The organism is Kribbella sp. NPDC004536, assembly GCF_042873835.1.
Classification (GTDB): domain Bacteria; phylum Actinomycetota; class Actinomycetes; order Propionibacteriales; family Kribbellaceae; genus Kribbella.
On record NZ_JBIALY010000001.1, the window covers coordinates 1,120,689 to 1,135,955 of the forward strand.

Genomic DNA, 15,267 nt, shown 5'->3' on the forward strand with positions numbered 1-15,267 from the left:
GCGATCCGGCTCAGCAAACCCTTTCCCCGCGCGGCTCCTGTCGAAATCGTTACCACGCCGACCCCTTGCGCCTTCTTTGTTAGGCGAACTAAGTTACGGCCAGCTTCCCTGGCGGGTGCCGGGTGACGCGTTCGAAGACCGCGTTGGAAAGGAATCGACCTATGCTCCGGAACCCGACGAAACGCCCGCGCGTGCGGCGCCTGGTGAGCGCCGTCGCCGCGGCCACCGCCACCACCCTGCTGCTGGCCGCCTGCAACGGCGCCGCGGCCGGCAACCAGGCCGCCAACAAGGACGCCACGATCACCGTCGCAGCCGGCGACATCACCACCGAGAACTTCAACCCGTTCAGCAGCACGGCGCTCCAGCCGACCCTCGGCGTCATCTACGAGCCGCTGTACTGGTACAACTTCGCGAAGCAGTCCGAGCCCACGCCCGTACTGGCCTCCGGCTTCTCCTGGAACGCCGCCGGTACGGAACTGACGATCAAGACCCGCCACGACGTGAAGTGGAACGACGGCCAGCCGTTCACCGCGAAGGATGTCGCTTTCACGTTCAACCTGGTCGCCAAGACGCCGGCGCTCAACCCGTCCGGACTCGCCGCCACCGCGAAGGCCACGTCCGACGACACGGCCGTACTGACCTTCAAGTCGAAGTCCCTGATGCAGGAGCCGGCCGTACTCGCCAACCAGGCGATCGTGCCCGAGCACATCTGGAAAGACATCAAGGACCCGACGACGAACCTCAACAAGAACCCCGTCGGCACAGGGCCCTTCAAGGTGAAGTCCTACACGCCGCAGAGCTTCGTACTGACCAAGAACGACCTGTACTGGGAGGCGGGCAAGCCGACCATCAAGGAGGTCCGGTACCTCCCGGTGACGTCCGCGGACGCCGCCAGCGCAGCCCTGGTCGCCGGCAAGGTCGACTGGGCCAGCGCGTACCTGCCGGGCATCGACAACATCATGAAGTCCGGCAAGAACCTGACGTACGTGAACACCCCGGTGATGACGACTGTCGTCGTGACCTGCTCCAACGCGGCCCTCGGCTGCACCGGTCCGCAGACCGATCCCGCCGTACGCAAGGCGATCTACCTCGCGATGAACCGCGAGCAGCTCGCGAAACTGGCCGGTGGTGGTGTCGCGGGCGTCGGCTCGCCGACGATGCTGCTGCCGGGCCGCGACGACAACTGGATCGCGGACGCCGGTACGGCGAAGCTCCCGCAGAGCGCGGACACCGACGCGGCGAACAAGGCGCTCGACGCGGCCGGCTGGACGAAGGGCAGCGACGGCGTACGGACCAAGGACGGCAAGCGGCTCTCGCTGACCGTGCAGACCGTCACCGGATGGAGCGACTACATCCTGATCAACGACACCCTCAAGCAGCAGCTGGCCACCGTCGGCATCGAGCTGAAGCCGAGCCAGGTCTCCTGGAACGAGTGGAACGCGGCGCAGACCAACGGCAAGTTCCAGCTGTCGCTGGACTCGGTCGGCCTCGGCGCGTCCACGAACCCGTACTTCACCTACGACAGCAAGCTCGCCACCACGAACACCGCTCCGGTCGGCAAGAGCGCTTCGGCCGGTAACCAGTCCCGCTTCTCCAACCCGGCTGTCGACGCCGCGCTGACGGCGGCCGCGGCGACCACGGACCAGGCCGCGCAGAAGGCGGAGTACGCCAAGATCCAGGGCATCATCGCGGACCAGCTGCCGTACATCCCGGTCTACGTGAACTCGATGCTGACCGAGTTCAACACCTCGCGCGCGACCGGCTGGCCGACCAAGGACAACCTGTACGTACTGCCCGCGGCCTGGAAGGCATGGGACGCCGGGATCGTCCTCAAGACGATCAAGCCCGCCAGCTGATGCGCTACCTGCTCCGGAAACTCACCTTCTACGTGGTCGCGCTCTGGGCGGCGCTGACGTTGAACTTCCTGATTCCCCGGCTGATGCCGGGGAACCCGGTCGACCTTATGCTGTCGAAGCTCGCCACCAAGGGCCCGGTCACCCCGACCACCCGGACGGCGATCCAGGCGCTGCTCGGTACGGACACCGATTCGTCGCTCTGGACGCAGTACTGGCGCTACCTGCACCACCTGCTCACCGGCGACCTCGGTACGTCGATCGCGTACTTCCCGGCGCCGGTGTCCCAGGTGATCGGGCAGACGCTGCCGTGGACGGTCGGGCTGATCGGGATCGCGACCGTGATCTCGTTCGCGGTCGGGATCCTGCTCGGCCGCGCGGCCGGCTGGCGGCGCGGGTCGTGGATCGACAACCTGATCCCGTTCACCACGATGCTGCAGTCGGTGCCGTACTTCTGGCTCGCGCTGCTGCTGCTCTTCCTGCTGGCCAGCAGCTGGCCGGTCTTCCCGCTGAGCGGCGGGTACGACGTGTACTCCGTGACGCCCGGCTGGAGCCTGCCGTTCCTGCAGTCCGTGCTGTACCACGGCGCGCTGCCGGCGCTGACGATCGTGGTCTCGTCGATCGGCGGCTGGATGCTCGGGATGCGGAACATGATGGTGTCCACGCTGTCCGAGGACTTCGTCGTGACCGCGGAGGCGAAGGGCCTGACGCCGCGCCGGATCCGGTCCCGGTACGTGGCCCGGAACGCGATCCTGCCGTCGGTGTCCGGCTTCGCGATCTCGCTCGGGTTCGTGGTCGCCGGGTCGATCGTGACCGAGGCGGTGTTCTCGTACCCGGGTATCGGTTCCGCCCTGTTGCTTGCTGTCGGCAACAACGACTACGCGTTGATGCAGGGTGTCTTCCTGATCATCACGCTGGCCGTCCTCGGCGCGAACCTGCTCGTCGACCTCCTGTACGGCGTCATCGATCCCCGCACGCGTGCGCGGTCCTGAGGAAGGCTCCATGGCTCTCACTACTGAAGGAGCGGTGCAGGCCGCCACCGCGGACGGCCCGTCGCCGGTCGCGCCGAGCCGGCGCCGACTACCGCCGATGACGTTGAAGCTCGCGGTCGGCCTGACTATCGCCGGGGTGATCATCCTGTTCGGCATACTCGGTCCGTTCCTGGTCGGCAATCCGTCGACGGTGCGGGACGTCGGGTTGACCGGTCCGGGTCACGGGTTCATTTTGGGCACCACCCAGAGCGGGCAGGACGTGTTCGCGCAGCTCGCGTACGCCACCCGCGGCTCGCTGATCATCGGTGTCGTGGTCGGGGCGATCACGCTGCTGCTGTCGTCGTTCTTCGGCGTCGTCGGCGCGTTCGTCGGCGGCTGGGCGGACGAGGCGTTCTCGCTGTTCACCAACATCATGCTGGTGATCCCGGGGCTGCCGCTGGTGATCGTGATCTCCAGCTACGTACCGAACAAGTCGATCTGGCTGGTCGCCACCGTGCTCGCGATCACCAGCTGGGCCGGGTCGGCCCGGGTACTGCGCGGGTTCACGCTCAGCGTACGGAGCCGCGACTACGTGCTCGCGGCAAGGATCGGCGGCGAGAAACGCTGGCGGATCCTGGCCGTGGAGATCCTGCCGAACCTGATCCCGCTGCTCGCGTCGCAGGTGGTGTTCGCGGTGATCTTCGCGATTCTCGGCGAGGCGGGCCTGTCGTTCCTCGGGCTCGGCGCGTCCGGGTCGTTCACCTGGGGCACGATGCTGTTCTACGCCCAGAACGGGCTGGCGCTCCGGCTCGGCGCCTGGTGGTGGTTCGCGCCGCCGGGGCTGGCGATCGCGTTGTTCGGCGCGGCGCTGTCGCTGATCAACTTCTCGATCGACGAGATCATCAACCCGAAGCTGCGTTCGCAGACCCGGGCCGAGCGCAACAAGTGGAGCGTGAAGTCATGAGTGTGCTCAGCATCGAGAACCTCAGCATCGACTACCTCGCCGAGACCACTGTGCACGCCGTCCGCGACGTTTCGCTCACGCTGGAACGCGGCGAGATCCTCGGGCTCGCAGGAGAAAGCGGGTGTGGAAAGTCCACGCTCGCGTACGCGATCACCCGGCTGCTGAAGCCGCCGGCGCGGATCACCGGCGGCCGGGTGGTGTTCTCGTCCCGCGACGGGTACGACGTCGACCTGTCGTCGCTGACCGGCGACGACCTGCGCGCGTTCCGCTGGGACAAGATCGCGATGGTCTTCCAGGGCGCGATGAACTCGCTCAACCCGGTACTGCGGATCGCCGAGCAACTCGAGGACGTGTACCTCACGCACCGGCCCGAGCTCGGCAAGGCGGAACGCCGGCTGCGGTGCGCCGAGCTGCTCGAGCGCGTCGGCGTCGACCGGAACCGGCTGCGCGCGTACCCGCACGAGCTGTCCGGCGGCATGCGGCAACGCGTGATGATCGCGATGGCGCTCGCGCTCGAACCACAGGTGCTGATCATGGACGAGCCGACGACCGCGTTGGACGTCGTCGTACAGCGGGAGATCCTGCGCGAGATCACCCGGCTGCGGTCCGAGCTCGGGTTCGCGGTCGTCTTCATCACCCACGACCTGCCGCTGTTGCTGGAGATCAGCGACCGGATCGCGGTGATGCGGGACGGCTCGATCGTCGAGCTGGAGGACGCGCTGACGCTGTACACGAAGCCCCAGCACCCGTACACGAAGCAGTTGCTGTCGTCGTTCCCGAGCCTGACCGGCGAACGCGGCGCCTTTGTCCGCACCGGTTTCGAGGAGGCAGTATGAGTGCGCTGGAGATGCGCTCGGTTGTGAAGGAGTACCGGCTGCGCAACGGGCTGCGTACGACCAGGCTGCGCGCGGTCGACGAGGTCAGCTTCGAGCTACAGCCCGGCCGTACGATCGCCCTCGTCGGCCAGTCCGGCTCGGGCAAGTCGACGATCGCGAAGCTCCTGCTGCAGCTCGAGCGCCCGACGTCCGGCGAGATCCTGGTCGACGGCGAGCCGATGCAGTACCGCGGCGCGGCCGCGGCGACGTACCGCAAGGCCGTCCAGATGGTCTTCCAGGACCCGTTCGCGTCCCTGAACCCGTACCACTCGATCGCCCACCACCTGGCCCGCCCGGTGAAGCTCCACCACCCGGCCTTCACCCGTTCGCAGGTCGACGACCGTGTGCTGGAGCTGCTCCGCCGGGTCCGCCTCGACGAGACGTACGCGCACCGCAAACCCCACGAGCTGTCCGGCGGCCAACGCCAGCGCGTAGCGATCGCCAGAGCCCTGGCCCCCGAGCCGGCCATCCTCGTCGCCGACGAACCGGTCTCGATGCTCGACGTCTCGATCCGCCTCGGCGTCCTCAACCTCCTGGCAACCCTCCAACGCGAGGAGAACCTAGGAGTCCTCTACATCACCCACGACCTGGCCACCGCCCGCCACTTCAGCGACGAAATCATGGTCCTCTACCACGGCCAGGTAGTAGAACAAGGCCCCGCCGACGACGTAATCCTCAACCCCCAACACGAATACACCCAACTCCTGGCCGAAGCCGCCCCCGCCCCCGAACGCCGCCTCACCGAACTGAGGCCGTAAACAGCAAGTGCGCCGGGAGAGAGATTCTCTCCCGGCGCACTTGGTTCGATTCAGAGCTTCAGCGAGCTGGCGACCACTTCCGCGAGGGAGTGGGCTATTTCTTGGGCTGTGTCGGAGGATTCTGCTTCGACCATGACCCGGACCAGGGGTTCCGTGCCGGAGGGGCGGAGGAGGACTCGGCCGGTGTCGCCGAGGCGGGTGGTTGCTTCGGAGACGGCGGACTGGACTGCGGGGTCGGTGCCGGCGCGGGACTTGTCGACGTTCTTGACGTTGACGAGGACCTGCGGGAGGCGGGTCATCGCGCCGGCCAGGTCGGCGAGGCTCTTGCCGGTCTGGGCCACCCGGGCGAGCAGGTTGACCGCCGTGAGAGTGCCGTCGCCGGTGGTGGCGTGGTCGGACAGGATCACGTGGCCCGACTGTTCGCCGCCCAGCTTGTGACCGCCCGCCTTCATCGCCTCGAGCACGTACCGGTCGCCGACCTTGGTCTGCTCGACCGCGATCCGCTCCCGGACCATCGCCTGCACGAAGCCCAGGTTGCTCATCACGGTCGCGACCACGGTGTCGTTCGACAACCGGCCGCTGTCCCGCATCGCCAGCGCCAGGATCGCGAGGATCTGGTCGCCGTCGACGAGTTCACCGTTCGCATCGACCGCCAGGCAGCGGTCCGCGTCGCCGTCGAGCGCGATGCCGACGTCGGCGCGGTGCCCGATCACCTCGCGCTGCAGACCCTCGATGTGGGTGGATCCGCAGTTCAGGTTGATGTTCAGGCCGTCCGGCGCGGCGGCGACCGTGATCACCTCGGCGCCGAGCCGGCGCAGCGCTTCCGGAGCGGTCTCCGAGGCGGCACCGTTCGCGCAGTCGATGACGACCTTCAGCCCGTCGAACCGGTTCGGCGCCGAACGGACCAGGTGCGCGACGTACGTCTCGAAGCCATGCCCGTCGTCGGTCACCCGGCCGACGTCCGCACCGGTCGGACGCTGCCATTCCTCGCCCATCCGGGCCTCGATGGCGTCCTCGATCACGTCGTCGAGCTTGATCCCGCCACGGGCCAGGAACTTGATGCCGTTGTCGGGCATCGGGTTGTGGCTGGCGGACAGCATGACGCCGAGGTCGGCACCGGTCGAACCGGTCAGGTATGCGACGGCCGGGGTCGGCAGTACGCCGAGCCGGACGACGTCGACGCCGGCGCTGGCCAGACCGGCCACCACGGCGGCTTCCAGGAACTCACCACTGGCACGCGGATCCCGGCCCACAACGGCGCGTGGCCGGTGCCCTTCGAAGGCACCGGCCTCGCCGAGTACGTGAGCTGCCGCGACCGAGAGGTCGAGCGCCAGCTCCGCGGTCAGGTCCACGTTCGCCAGGCCACGGACTCCGTCCGTGCCGAACAAACGCCCCATCAGGTGATCAGCGCTTGCTGTACTGAGGCGCCTTACGGGCCTTCTTGAGACCGGCCTTCTTACGCTCCTTGATCCGCGCGTCGCGGGTGAGCAGACCGGCCTTCTTCAGACCCGGGCGGTTCGCCTCGAGGTCCGCCGCGTTCAGGCAGCGGGCCACGCCGAGCTGCAGCGCACCGGCCTGGCCGGTGATGCCGCCGCCGTTGATCCGGGCGATCACGTCGTACGAGCCCTCGAGGCCCGCGACGACGAACGGCTCGTTCACGTGCTGCTGGTGGACCTTGTTCGGGAAGTAGACGTCGAGGTCCTTCCCGTTGATCTTCCACTTGCCGGTGCCCGGGACGATCCGCACGCGGGCGACGGCCTCCTTGCGGCGACCAGTGGCGCCGGCCGGGTTGATGACCGCGACCCGACCCGTCTCGGCGCGCTGCTCCGGAGCCGGGTTGGTCTCGGAGGTGTAGGCGACCGGGCCCTCGCTGTCGATGGGGACCTCGGGGTCGAACTCTTCGGTCTCGGTGGTGATGTCGCTCACGCTGTGAATCCTCGTTTACCTGGTTCGTCGATCGCTTACTGGGCGATCTGGGTGATCTCGAACGGCTTCGGCTGCTGGGCCGTGTGCGGGTGCTCCGGACCGGCGTACACCTTCAGCTTGGTGAGCAGCTTCCGGCTCAGGCGGTTCTTCGGCAGCATGCCCCAGACGGCCTTCTCGACGGCCTTGCGCGGGTCCTTGTCGAGGATCTCGCCGATCGGCGTCGCGGTCAGACCACCCGGGTGACCCGAGTGGCGGTAGGCCAGCTTGTCGGTCCGCTTGGTGCCGGACAGGGCCACCTTGGAGGCGTTGACGACGACGACGAAGTCGCCACCGTCCACGTGCGGGGCGAACGTCGGCTTGTGCTTGCCGCGCAGCAGGGTTGCGATCTGGACGGCGAGCCGACCGAGCGTGACGTCGGTGGCGTCGATCACGTGCCACTCACGAGTGACGTCAGCAGGCTTCGGGCTGTACGTGCGCACGGTCGTTGACCTTCGTTTCTCAGAGATTGACTAGAACTGGACGTCGGCGAGCGGTCAGCCGACAAGACAGACGTCTGTACTGGACCTGATACGCACAACAGCAGCCCAGAATACCGGCGACGGCACGCGCGGGTCAAAGTGAGCTGACCCGCCGAACCGACCCCGGCTTGGAACGAGCTGAGGACCGCACTAGTTTAGCGGTGAAGATTGCAGTCCAGACCCGCGTCCCGCCGGCTGATCTACCCTCATTCATCCAGGCGATGACGCCAGCTTCCGAAGAGGGCATCGTGACCGAACAGTCGCTCACCGTCCGGGACAACCGGACCGGCAAGGACTTCGACCTTGCCATCACCGATGGCACCATCCGTGCCGCAGATCTCAAGCAGATCAGTGCAACCGACGGCGACGGTGGCCTGGCCACCTACGACCCGGGCTTCGTCAACACCGCCTCCACCCGTTCCTCCGTCACCTTCATCGACGGCGACAAGGGCATCCTCGAGTACCGCGGGTACCCGATCGAGCAGCTCGCCGAGCAGTCGAACTACCTCGAGGTCGCGTACCTGCTGGTGAACGGCTCGCTGCCGAACAAGGCCGAGTACGAGGCCTGGGCGCACGACGTGACGTATCACACGTTCGTGCACGAGAACCTGAAGACCTTCATGCAGGGCTTCCGGTACGACGCCCACCCGATGGGCATGCTGCTCGCCTCGGTGGGCGCGCTGTCCACCTTCTACCCGGAGTCGCGGGAGATCTTCAACGAGGAGTCGCGGGCGCTGCAGATCCGCCGGCTGATCGCGAAGATGCCGACGCTGGGCGCGTTCGCGTTCCGGCACGCGCAGGGCAAGCCGTACGTCTACCCCGACAACGAGCTCAGCTACGCCGCGAACTTCCTCTCGATGCTGTTCAAGATGAGCGAGCCCAAGTACGCCGCCGACGACCGGCTGGTGCGCGCGCTCGAGATCCTGTTCATCCTGCACGCCGACCACGAGCAGAACGCCTCCACCAACGCGGTCCGGGCGATCGGCTCCACCCAGGTCGACCCGTACAGCGCGGTCACCGGCGGCATCGCGGCGCTGTACGGCCCGCTGCACGGCGGCGCCAACGAGGCGGTGCTGAAGATGCTCCGCCGGATCGGCACCGTCGACAACGTGCCGGCCTTCATCGAGGGCGTCAAGAACGGCGAAGAGCGGCTGATGGGCTTCGGCCACCGGGTCTACAAGAACTACGACCCGCGCGCCAAGATCATCAAGAAGGCCGCCGACGACGTCTTCGAGGTCACCGGCATCAACCCGCTGCTGAAGATCGCCGTCGAACTGGAGAAGATCGCGCTCGAGGACGAGTACTTCGTCTCCCGCAAGCTCTACCCGAACGTCGACTTCTACTCCGGCCTGATCTACGAGGCCCTGCAGTTCCCGCCGGAGATGTTCACCGTCCTGTTCGCAATCCCCCGCACCTCCGGCTGGCTCGCCCAGTGGCTGGAGATGCTCGGCGACAGCGACCAGAAGATCGCCCGCCCCAAACAGATCTACACCGGCCAACGAGGCGTCCAGTACGTCCCCATGGGCGACCGCTGACCCACCCGCAACTCCCCAACAGCCGCCGCGAAGCAGACCCGCTCCGCGGCGGCTCTCCTTTTGCCGGAGGCCTTGGGACTGAGAAGACCTCCTGGGGACTGGGCATAGGCAATTGCCTATCGCCAGTCCCCGCGAGGTATCCCCAGTCCCCCAAACAGCACCACCCCAGCGGGCCGGAGGCGGGTGGCGCGGAGGGGTGTGGTTCGCGGGTGGGGGGTTGGAGATGGCCCCGGGCGGGTTGGTGCCTCGGTCCGGGGCCGTCTGGGGGTTCTGGGGGCTAGGACGTGGTTGGGGTGGGGGTTGGTTCCCGGAGGTGGGTGATGAGGGTGTCGAGCTGGCCGCGGGCGCGGATCATCGAGAGGTGGTCGATGTAGTCGCGGGACTCGACGATCAGGCCGTCGCGGACGCGTAGGACGAAGATCGCCGGCACCCGGAACGGTTCGCCGGTGGCGAGGATCGTGCCGGCGTACTCGAACTCGGCGACGATCACCTCCGGGTCGGTGGTCGGGTGGACGCGGATGTTGTCGGGCTGGAAGCGGACCACCTCGGTGACGCGCGGGCCGACGCCGCCGAAGTGTTCGCGGAGCGCGTCCCGGCTGAGCAGCGGGTGGTCGCCGTACGGGTTCATCGGGTGCCGTACGTCGGTCTGCTCGGCGTACAGGCCGGGCAGGACGGCGAAGTCGCGGTCGGCGACGCCGTGCACCAGCTTCAGGAAGACCTCTTCAGGAGTCATCGGGTTCCTCACACGAGACAAACGGAGTGACTATTATCAAATATATGGAGTCGTTACTTCGTTTACAACCGGATCAGCACTCGCGGCGTCTTCTAGGCTGAGGGCGACGGAGGGGAGCTGGGGTGCGAGCAGACGCGCGGGACAACCGGGCGAGGATCATGACGGCCGCGGACGACGTGTTCGGGCGGTCTCCGGGGGCGTCGACCGACGACGTGGCGAAGCTGGCCGGAGTGGGGATCGCGACCGTGTTCCGGCACTTCGCGACCAAGACCGAGCTGCTCGAGGCGGTGCTGACGCTGCGGCTGGAACGGCTGCGGGACCGCGCCAACGAGCTCGCCGGCAGCGCCGACCCGGGGACGGCGTTCTACGCCTTCTTCACCCAGGTGGTGTCCGAGTCGGCCTCCAAGCTGGCGATCGCCGAGGCACTGACCGCGTCCGGCGCGACCGCCGGCGCGGAAGCCCGCGCGGCCGGGGACGGGATGCGGGCCGCGTTCGACGCGCTGCTGGTCGCGGCGCAGAAGCACGGTGCGGTCCGGACCGACGCGGAGTTCCCCGAGGTGTACGCACTGCTGATCGGCGCGTCCCGCGGCGCGACCGCGGCGAAGCTGACCCCGGAGACCCGCGACCGGATGCTCGCCCTGGTGTACGACGGTCTGAAACCGCGCGGGTGAGACGCCGCTGGCGGTCCTGGTCGCGGCCGCGCCGAGTACTGGTGACGCTCGCGCTGACGATCGTCGTACTGCTCGTCGCACCACTCGGGACGTACGCCGTCTCGCTCCGCGCCCAGTACTCCGGCGATCCGATCGCGCGGACCCGCAACCAGGACGCGCTGTGGCTCGGACATGCCTGGGTCGACGGCCGTAAGACCGCCGCCGACGTGACCGCGCTGGCGCAACGCCTGCAAGGCACCGGGATCCGCGACCTGTACGTCCACACCGGGCCGCTGGAGCACGACGGTTCGTTGCCGTTGGCAAAGGTATCGCCGAAGGCGCGCTGGTTCGTGGCAGCGGTCCGGGCCGCGGCTCCCGACGTACGGGTGCAGGCCTGGCTCGGGGACGTCGTACGGCCGGGGAAGGATCCCGGGATGGACCTCGACGATCCGGCGGTCCGGCAGCGGGTCGTGGCGTCGGCGAAAGCCGTTCTGCAGCAGGGTTTCCAGGGCATCCACTACGACTTCGAGCCCGTACAGTCCGGCTCCAAGGGGTACCTGGCGGTCCTCGACGAGACGCGTGCACTCGGTACGACGCTGTCGGTCGCAGCCGCGCAGATCGACCCGCTCTGGTATCTGCACGCGATCCCGATCGAGAAGTGGTGGTCGCAGGACTACTTCCGCCAGGTCGCCGAACGGGTCAACCAGATCGCGGTGATGTCGTACGACACCGCGATGCCGCTGGAGTCCCTGTACGGGGGCTACGTCGCCAAGCAGACCGAGCTGGCGCTGGAGGTCACTCCCCCGACCACAGACCTGCTCATGGGACTTCCGGCGTACTGGGAGAACAACGCAGCGCACTGGGGTCACGCGGAGACGGTGGCCGCGGCTGTGCGCGGCGCCCGGCTCGGCCTGGGCGACTCGTCTCGCCAGAACTTCGGGCTGGCGCTGTACGTCGACTTCGCCGCCAGCGACGAGGACTGGGCCGCGTACCGCGACGGCTGGTGCGTGCAGCCCTAGTAGGTGCGCGCCAGCAACAGGCTGAGCGCGCAGAGCGCCACGAAGCCCGCGTTGATCAGCAGGAGTGGTGACGGCCGCCGTACGACGGGCTGGTCGGGCAGACCGGTGCGCGCACGCAGCCTGAGGGTCTCGAAGACTGCAGCCACCTTCGCCCGCTCGTTCTCGGTGACCCCGCCGACCACGTGGTAGTCCTCGCCGGCCTCCAGGCTCACTCCGGCTTCCTCTACCTCGACTGATTCCACGGACCTCCAGGGCAGGCGTCGCTCCAACAACGAGCTACGTATCCACAAGTCCGTGGCTGACGCAGTCACTCGGTAGAAAACAGGAGCGCCCAGCCAGTGCACCAACTGCGCACCGATAGCGGTTCCTACGATCGCTGCGAACCACTCACCCCAGGTAGCCAGTGCGCCGACCGCTACTGGTCCTGCGATCAACACAGCTACCAAGGCAGGCCGCAACCACCAGGGCCTCGGCTCTACTGGGACCTCCCACGGCAGCGTCGGTACGTCACGCGCAGGCTCCAGCGACGGCTTGACTGTTCGTTCGACGTCAGTAGGCAGGCCCTCCGCAGACTCAGCGCGCCACGGGAGCCGACGTGGTGCACGGAACGGGCTGAGTGGCCGTAGTACTTGGTCGCCGTGCACAAGGGTTGGCCAGCCGCCTTCGACCAGGTCACCAACCAGCAGGGCCTCACCGCGGTAGCGGCGAAGCGTGTCCTCCCACTCCTGCTTCAGCTTGGCCGGCGCGTCGCTCTCCTCCTCGTCCAGCGCCGTGAATGCGTCAAGCAGTCGTACGTCGCTGTCCTCGTCGTCCAGCTCCGTGTCCAGAAAACCGAGCAGTACGGCGTTGTCGACCGAGCGGATCGCGAACGCCGACGACGCGTCTGGCTCAATGCGGACCGGCAGACCCTGGGCGATCCAAGAGGTACGCGGGCGCGCCATGCGAAGCCGGACGTCACGTAGTACCAACAGGACGGCCAAAGCCCAGGCGCCCGCGGTCACCGTGTACCAGTACGTGTAGTCGGCGGGCTCAGCGCGCAGCCGAAGCCAGTCCGGGTCGGCCGGGTCCACGAGGACCGGGATCTGCGCCCCTGTGTCGTAGTCGTCCAGCACGGACAGGTGGTGCGTACGGCCGTCAGGGAGCCGCAGTACGAGATCCCCGTCGTCGTTGACGCCGTTGGCGACCGCGGTCTGTTCTACGGCCCGCCGTACGTGCACGTCCTCGCGCTGGTTTTGCCAGTGCAGCAGGCCGAGCGCTGCGGCTCCCACGACAACCAGGACGGCCACCACAAGCTGCCGTCCGGTGACACCGATCGGTTTAGCGGCAGGAACGTTTACAGCCTGTCTAGGCACAGTCGCTGTGACTGCCTGTTGGCGGCGACGGCTTGTGTACGTCCAGAGCAGCAGGGCGGCGCACAGCACGCCGTAGACAGTCCATGCGATGCGTGCGCCTGCCACGTCGTCGTACGTCACGTCCAGAACCATGAAGAGCAGGCCTGCAATCGCGGCGACGATCGGCCGCCACCACAGGAGGACCAGGGACGCGAAGCATGCCGTGACAGCGAGCGAGAACGTACGGTCCGGGCCGCAGACCGTTGGGTCGTCCACCGAACACGGCGCGACGTCGCCCGCGACCGAGGTCACGATCGCCCCGAGCCAGACGACCGGCATCAGCCAGCGGTAGAACCAGCTCGGGACGACGGTGCGGGCCCAGCGGGCCGCGAGATCGCCTGTCATCGGAGTTCCCCCTCCACGGTGTGGGGAGAACTCTAAGGTCAGCGGGCCCGGTCCACGCGTCCTTCGTCCCAGACCGGCTCGTCCGGTTCGTAGACCGAGCCGTCCGCGCCGAAGACCAGGAAGCGGTCGAAGCCACGGGCGAACCACCGGTCGTGCGTGACGGCGAGGACCGTACCGTCGAACGAGTCGAGACCTTCCTCCAGCGCCTCCGCCGACTCGACGTCCAGGTTGTCGGTGGGCTCGTCGAGCAGCAGCAGCGTCGCACCGGACAGCTCGAGCAGGAGGATCTGGAAACGAGCCTGCTGACCACCGGACAGACTGTCGAAGGTCTGCTCGGCCGCATGCGCCAGCTCGTACCGGTCGAGCTTCCGCGACGCCAGCTCGCGCCCCATGCCCTCACGGTGGTCGTCACCGCGGTGCAGGATCTCCAGCAGCGTCCGCCCGACCAGCTCCGGGTGCTCATGCGTCTGCGCGAACCAGCCCGGCCGCACCCGCGCTCCGAGCTTCGCTTTGCCCGTGTGGGCCACGGGTGCGATCTTGACGTCGCCGATCGGCTGGTGCTCCACGTCCGGGTCAGAGCCGCCGTTGGCGAGCAGCCGAAGGAAGTGGGACTTCCCAGAGCCGTTGGAACCCAGCACGGCCACGCGTTCGCCGTACCAGACCTCGAGGTCGAACGGCTTCATCAGACCGGTCAGCTCCAGCTCCGTACATACGACGGCCCGCTTGCCCGTACGGCCGCCGGTGAGGCGCATGCTGACCTTCTGCTCGCGCGGCAACGCCTGTGGTGGACCGGCCTCCTCGAACTTGCGCAGCCGGGTCTGAGCGGCCCGGTACCGCGAGGCCATGTCCGAGTTGTACGCCGCCTTCTGCTTGTACATCAGCATCTGTGCGCGCAGCTTGGCGTGCTCCTCGTCCCAGCGCTTGCGTAGCTCTTCAAAACGTTCGAAACGATGCTGCCGGGCCTCGTGGTACGTCGAGAAGCCTCCGCCGTGCGTCCACGCGCTGTTGCCGGCCGCACCGAGCTCCACTGTGACGATGCGGGTTGCGGTGTTCGCGAGGAGCTCGCGGTCGTGGCTGATGTACAGCACGGTCTTGTCGGAGTTCCGCAGCTGCTCCTCGAGCCAGCGCTTCCCTGGTACGTCGAGGTAGTTGTCGGGCTCGTCCAGCATGAGCACCTGGTCCGGGCCGCGCAGTAAAGCCTCCAGTACTAGGCGCTTCTGCTCACCACCGGACAGCGTCTTCACCTCACGCCAGCGGCAGCGGTCGAACGGGATACCCAGAGCGGCCGTAGTACACACGTCCCACAGGACCTCGGCGTCGTACCCGCCGACCTCGCCCCAGTCCGCCACGGCCTGCGCGTACTTGAGCTGGGTCTTCTCGTCGTCGGCCTCCATCATCGCCAGCTCGGCCTTGTCCAGCTTCGCCGCGGCCTGCTGGATCGCCTCCGGCGCGACACCCAGCAACAGGTCCCGTACGGTCGACTCGTCGCGCACCGAACCGACGAACTGGCGCATGACGCCGAGCCCGCCGGACCGGGAGATGCTGCCGCTGTGCGGCTTCAGGTCGCCCGCGATGATCCTGGTCAGCGTGGTCTTCCCGGACCCGTTCGCACCCACCAGCGCGACCTTCGCCCCGTCCCCGACCCGGAACGTGATGTCGTCCAGCAACACCCTCCCGTCCGGCAGCTCGTACCCCACACCGGCGACGTCCACGTGACCCATCCCCCCAG

General features: G+C 67.7%; 14 protein-coding genes. 8 read left to right on the forward strand and 6 right to left on the reverse strand.

Annotation, left to right across the window (positions count from 1 at the left end; all coding sequences use genetic code 11):
* Window positions 1-161 precede the first annotated feature (161 nt).
* From ACFYRU_RS05440 to ACFYRU_RS05460, 5 genes are read left to right on the forward strand one after another with little or no spacing between them, the layout of a single operon-like run.
* Window positions 162-1,856: an ABC transporter substrate-binding protein gene (locus ACFYRU_RS05440; protein ID WP_387653227.1), complete on the forward strand. Its 1,695-nt coding sequence runs from the start codon at window positions 162-164 to the stop codon at window positions 1,854-1,856.
* Entirely contained in the window at window positions 1,856-2,845 is a 990-nt protein-coding gene (locus ACFYRU_RS05445) for an ABC transporter permease (RefSeq protein ID WP_387653230.1), read from the forward strand. The genes ACFYRU_RS05440 and ACFYRU_RS05445 overlap by 1 nt, the downstream gene beginning before the upstream one ends.
* Window positions 2,846-2,855: 10 nt before the next feature.
* A complete protein-coding gene (locus tag ACFYRU_RS05450; protein ID WP_387653233.1) occupies window positions 2,856-3,788 on the forward strand; it encodes an ABC transporter permease in 933 nt (310 codons plus the stop codon).
* Complete coding sequence (locus tag ACFYRU_RS05455) at window positions 3,785-4,624, forward strand: ABC transporter ATP-binding protein (protein WP_387653235.1); 840 nt, start codon at window positions 3,785-3,787, stop codon at window positions 4,622-4,624. Before ACFYRU_RS05450 ends, ACFYRU_RS05455 begins: the two co-directional genes overlap by 4 nt.
* Window positions 4,621-5,421, forward strand: coding sequence for an ABC transporter ATP-binding protein (locus tag ACFYRU_RS05460; protein WP_387653238.1), 801 nt, complete (start codon window positions 4,621-4,623; stop codon window positions 5,419-5,421). Before ACFYRU_RS05455 ends, ACFYRU_RS05460 begins: the two co-directional genes overlap by 4 nt.
* Before the next feature lie 50 nt (window positions 5,422-5,471).
* Here ACFYRU_RS05460 and glmM read toward each other — a convergent pair whose 3' ends face one another.
* The 3 genes from glmM to rplM are packed head-to-tail and all read right to left on the reverse strand — an operon-like array spanning window position 5,472 to window position 7,826.
* Window positions 5,472-6,818, reverse strand: a complete 1,347-nt coding sequence (gene glmM / locus ACFYRU_RS05465) for a phosphoglucosamine mutase (protein WP_387653241.1) — start codon at window positions 6,816-6,818, stop codon at window positions 5,472-5,474.
* 7 nt (window positions 6,819-6,825) lie between these two features.
* Entirely contained in the window at window positions 6,826-7,347 is a 522-nt protein-coding gene (rpsI, locus tag ACFYRU_RS05470) for a 30S ribosomal protein S9 (RefSeq protein ID WP_141854750.1), read from the reverse strand.
* Between the two features lie 35 nt (window positions 7,348-7,382).
* Window positions 7,383-7,826 carry a 50S ribosomal protein L13 gene (gene rplM, locus ACFYRU_RS05475; protein WP_131286311.1) on the reverse strand — a complete coding sequence of 148 codons (444 nt, stop codon included), beginning with the start codon at window positions 7,824-7,826 and terminating at the stop codon, window positions 7,383-7,385.
* A gap of 260 nt (window positions 7,827-8,086) precedes the next feature.
* Between rplM and ACFYRU_RS05480 the strand changes: the two genes are divergently transcribed.
* Window positions 8,087-9,400: a citrate synthase gene (locus ACFYRU_RS05480; protein WP_387653245.1), complete on the forward strand. Its 1,314-nt coding sequence runs from the start codon at window positions 8,087-8,089 to the stop codon at window positions 9,398-9,400.
* A gap of 277 nt (window positions 9,401-9,677) precedes the next feature.
* Here the strand turns inward: ACFYRU_RS05480 and ACFYRU_RS05485 are convergent, their stop codons facing one another.
* On the reverse strand, window positions 9,678-10,133 hold the full coding sequence (locus ACFYRU_RS05485; RefSeq protein ID WP_387653246.1) for a nuclear transport factor 2 family protein: 456 nt from the start codon (window positions 10,131-10,133) through the stop codon (window positions 9,678-9,680).
* A 122-nt stretch (window positions 10,134-10,255) separates the two neighbouring features.
* Here ACFYRU_RS05485 and ACFYRU_RS05490 point away from each other — a divergent pair, with 122 nt between their 5' ends.
* Both ACFYRU_RS05490 and ACFYRU_RS05495 read left to right on the forward strand, forming a co-directional pair.
* Window positions 10,256-10,804: a TetR/AcrR family transcriptional regulator gene (locus ACFYRU_RS05490; protein WP_387653249.1), complete on the forward strand. Its 549-nt coding sequence runs from the start codon at window positions 10,256-10,258 to the stop codon at window positions 10,802-10,804.
* Complete coding sequence (locus ACFYRU_RS05495; protein WP_387653251.1) at window positions 10,801-11,802, forward strand: hypothetical protein; 1,002 nt, start codon at window positions 10,801-10,803, stop codon at window positions 11,800-11,802. Before ACFYRU_RS05490 ends, ACFYRU_RS05495 begins: the two co-directional genes overlap by 4 nt.
* Here ACFYRU_RS05495 and ACFYRU_RS05500 read toward each other — a convergent pair.
* Both ACFYRU_RS05500 and ACFYRU_RS05505 read right to left on the reverse strand, forming a co-directional pair.
* Entirely contained in the window at window positions 11,799-13,538 is a 1,740-nt protein-coding gene (locus ACFYRU_RS05500; protein WP_387653254.1) for a hypothetical protein, read from the reverse strand. The two genes, ACFYRU_RS05495 and ACFYRU_RS05500, sit on opposite strands and share 4 nt — an antisense overlap.
* Window positions 13,539-13,576: 38 nt before the next feature.
* Window positions 13,577-15,259, reverse strand: a complete 1,683-nt coding sequence (locus ACFYRU_RS05505; RefSeq protein WP_387653257.1) for an ABC-F family ATP-binding cassette domain-containing protein — start codon at window positions 15,257-15,259, stop codon at window positions 13,577-13,579.
* Window positions 15,260-15,267: the final 8 nt, after the last annotated feature.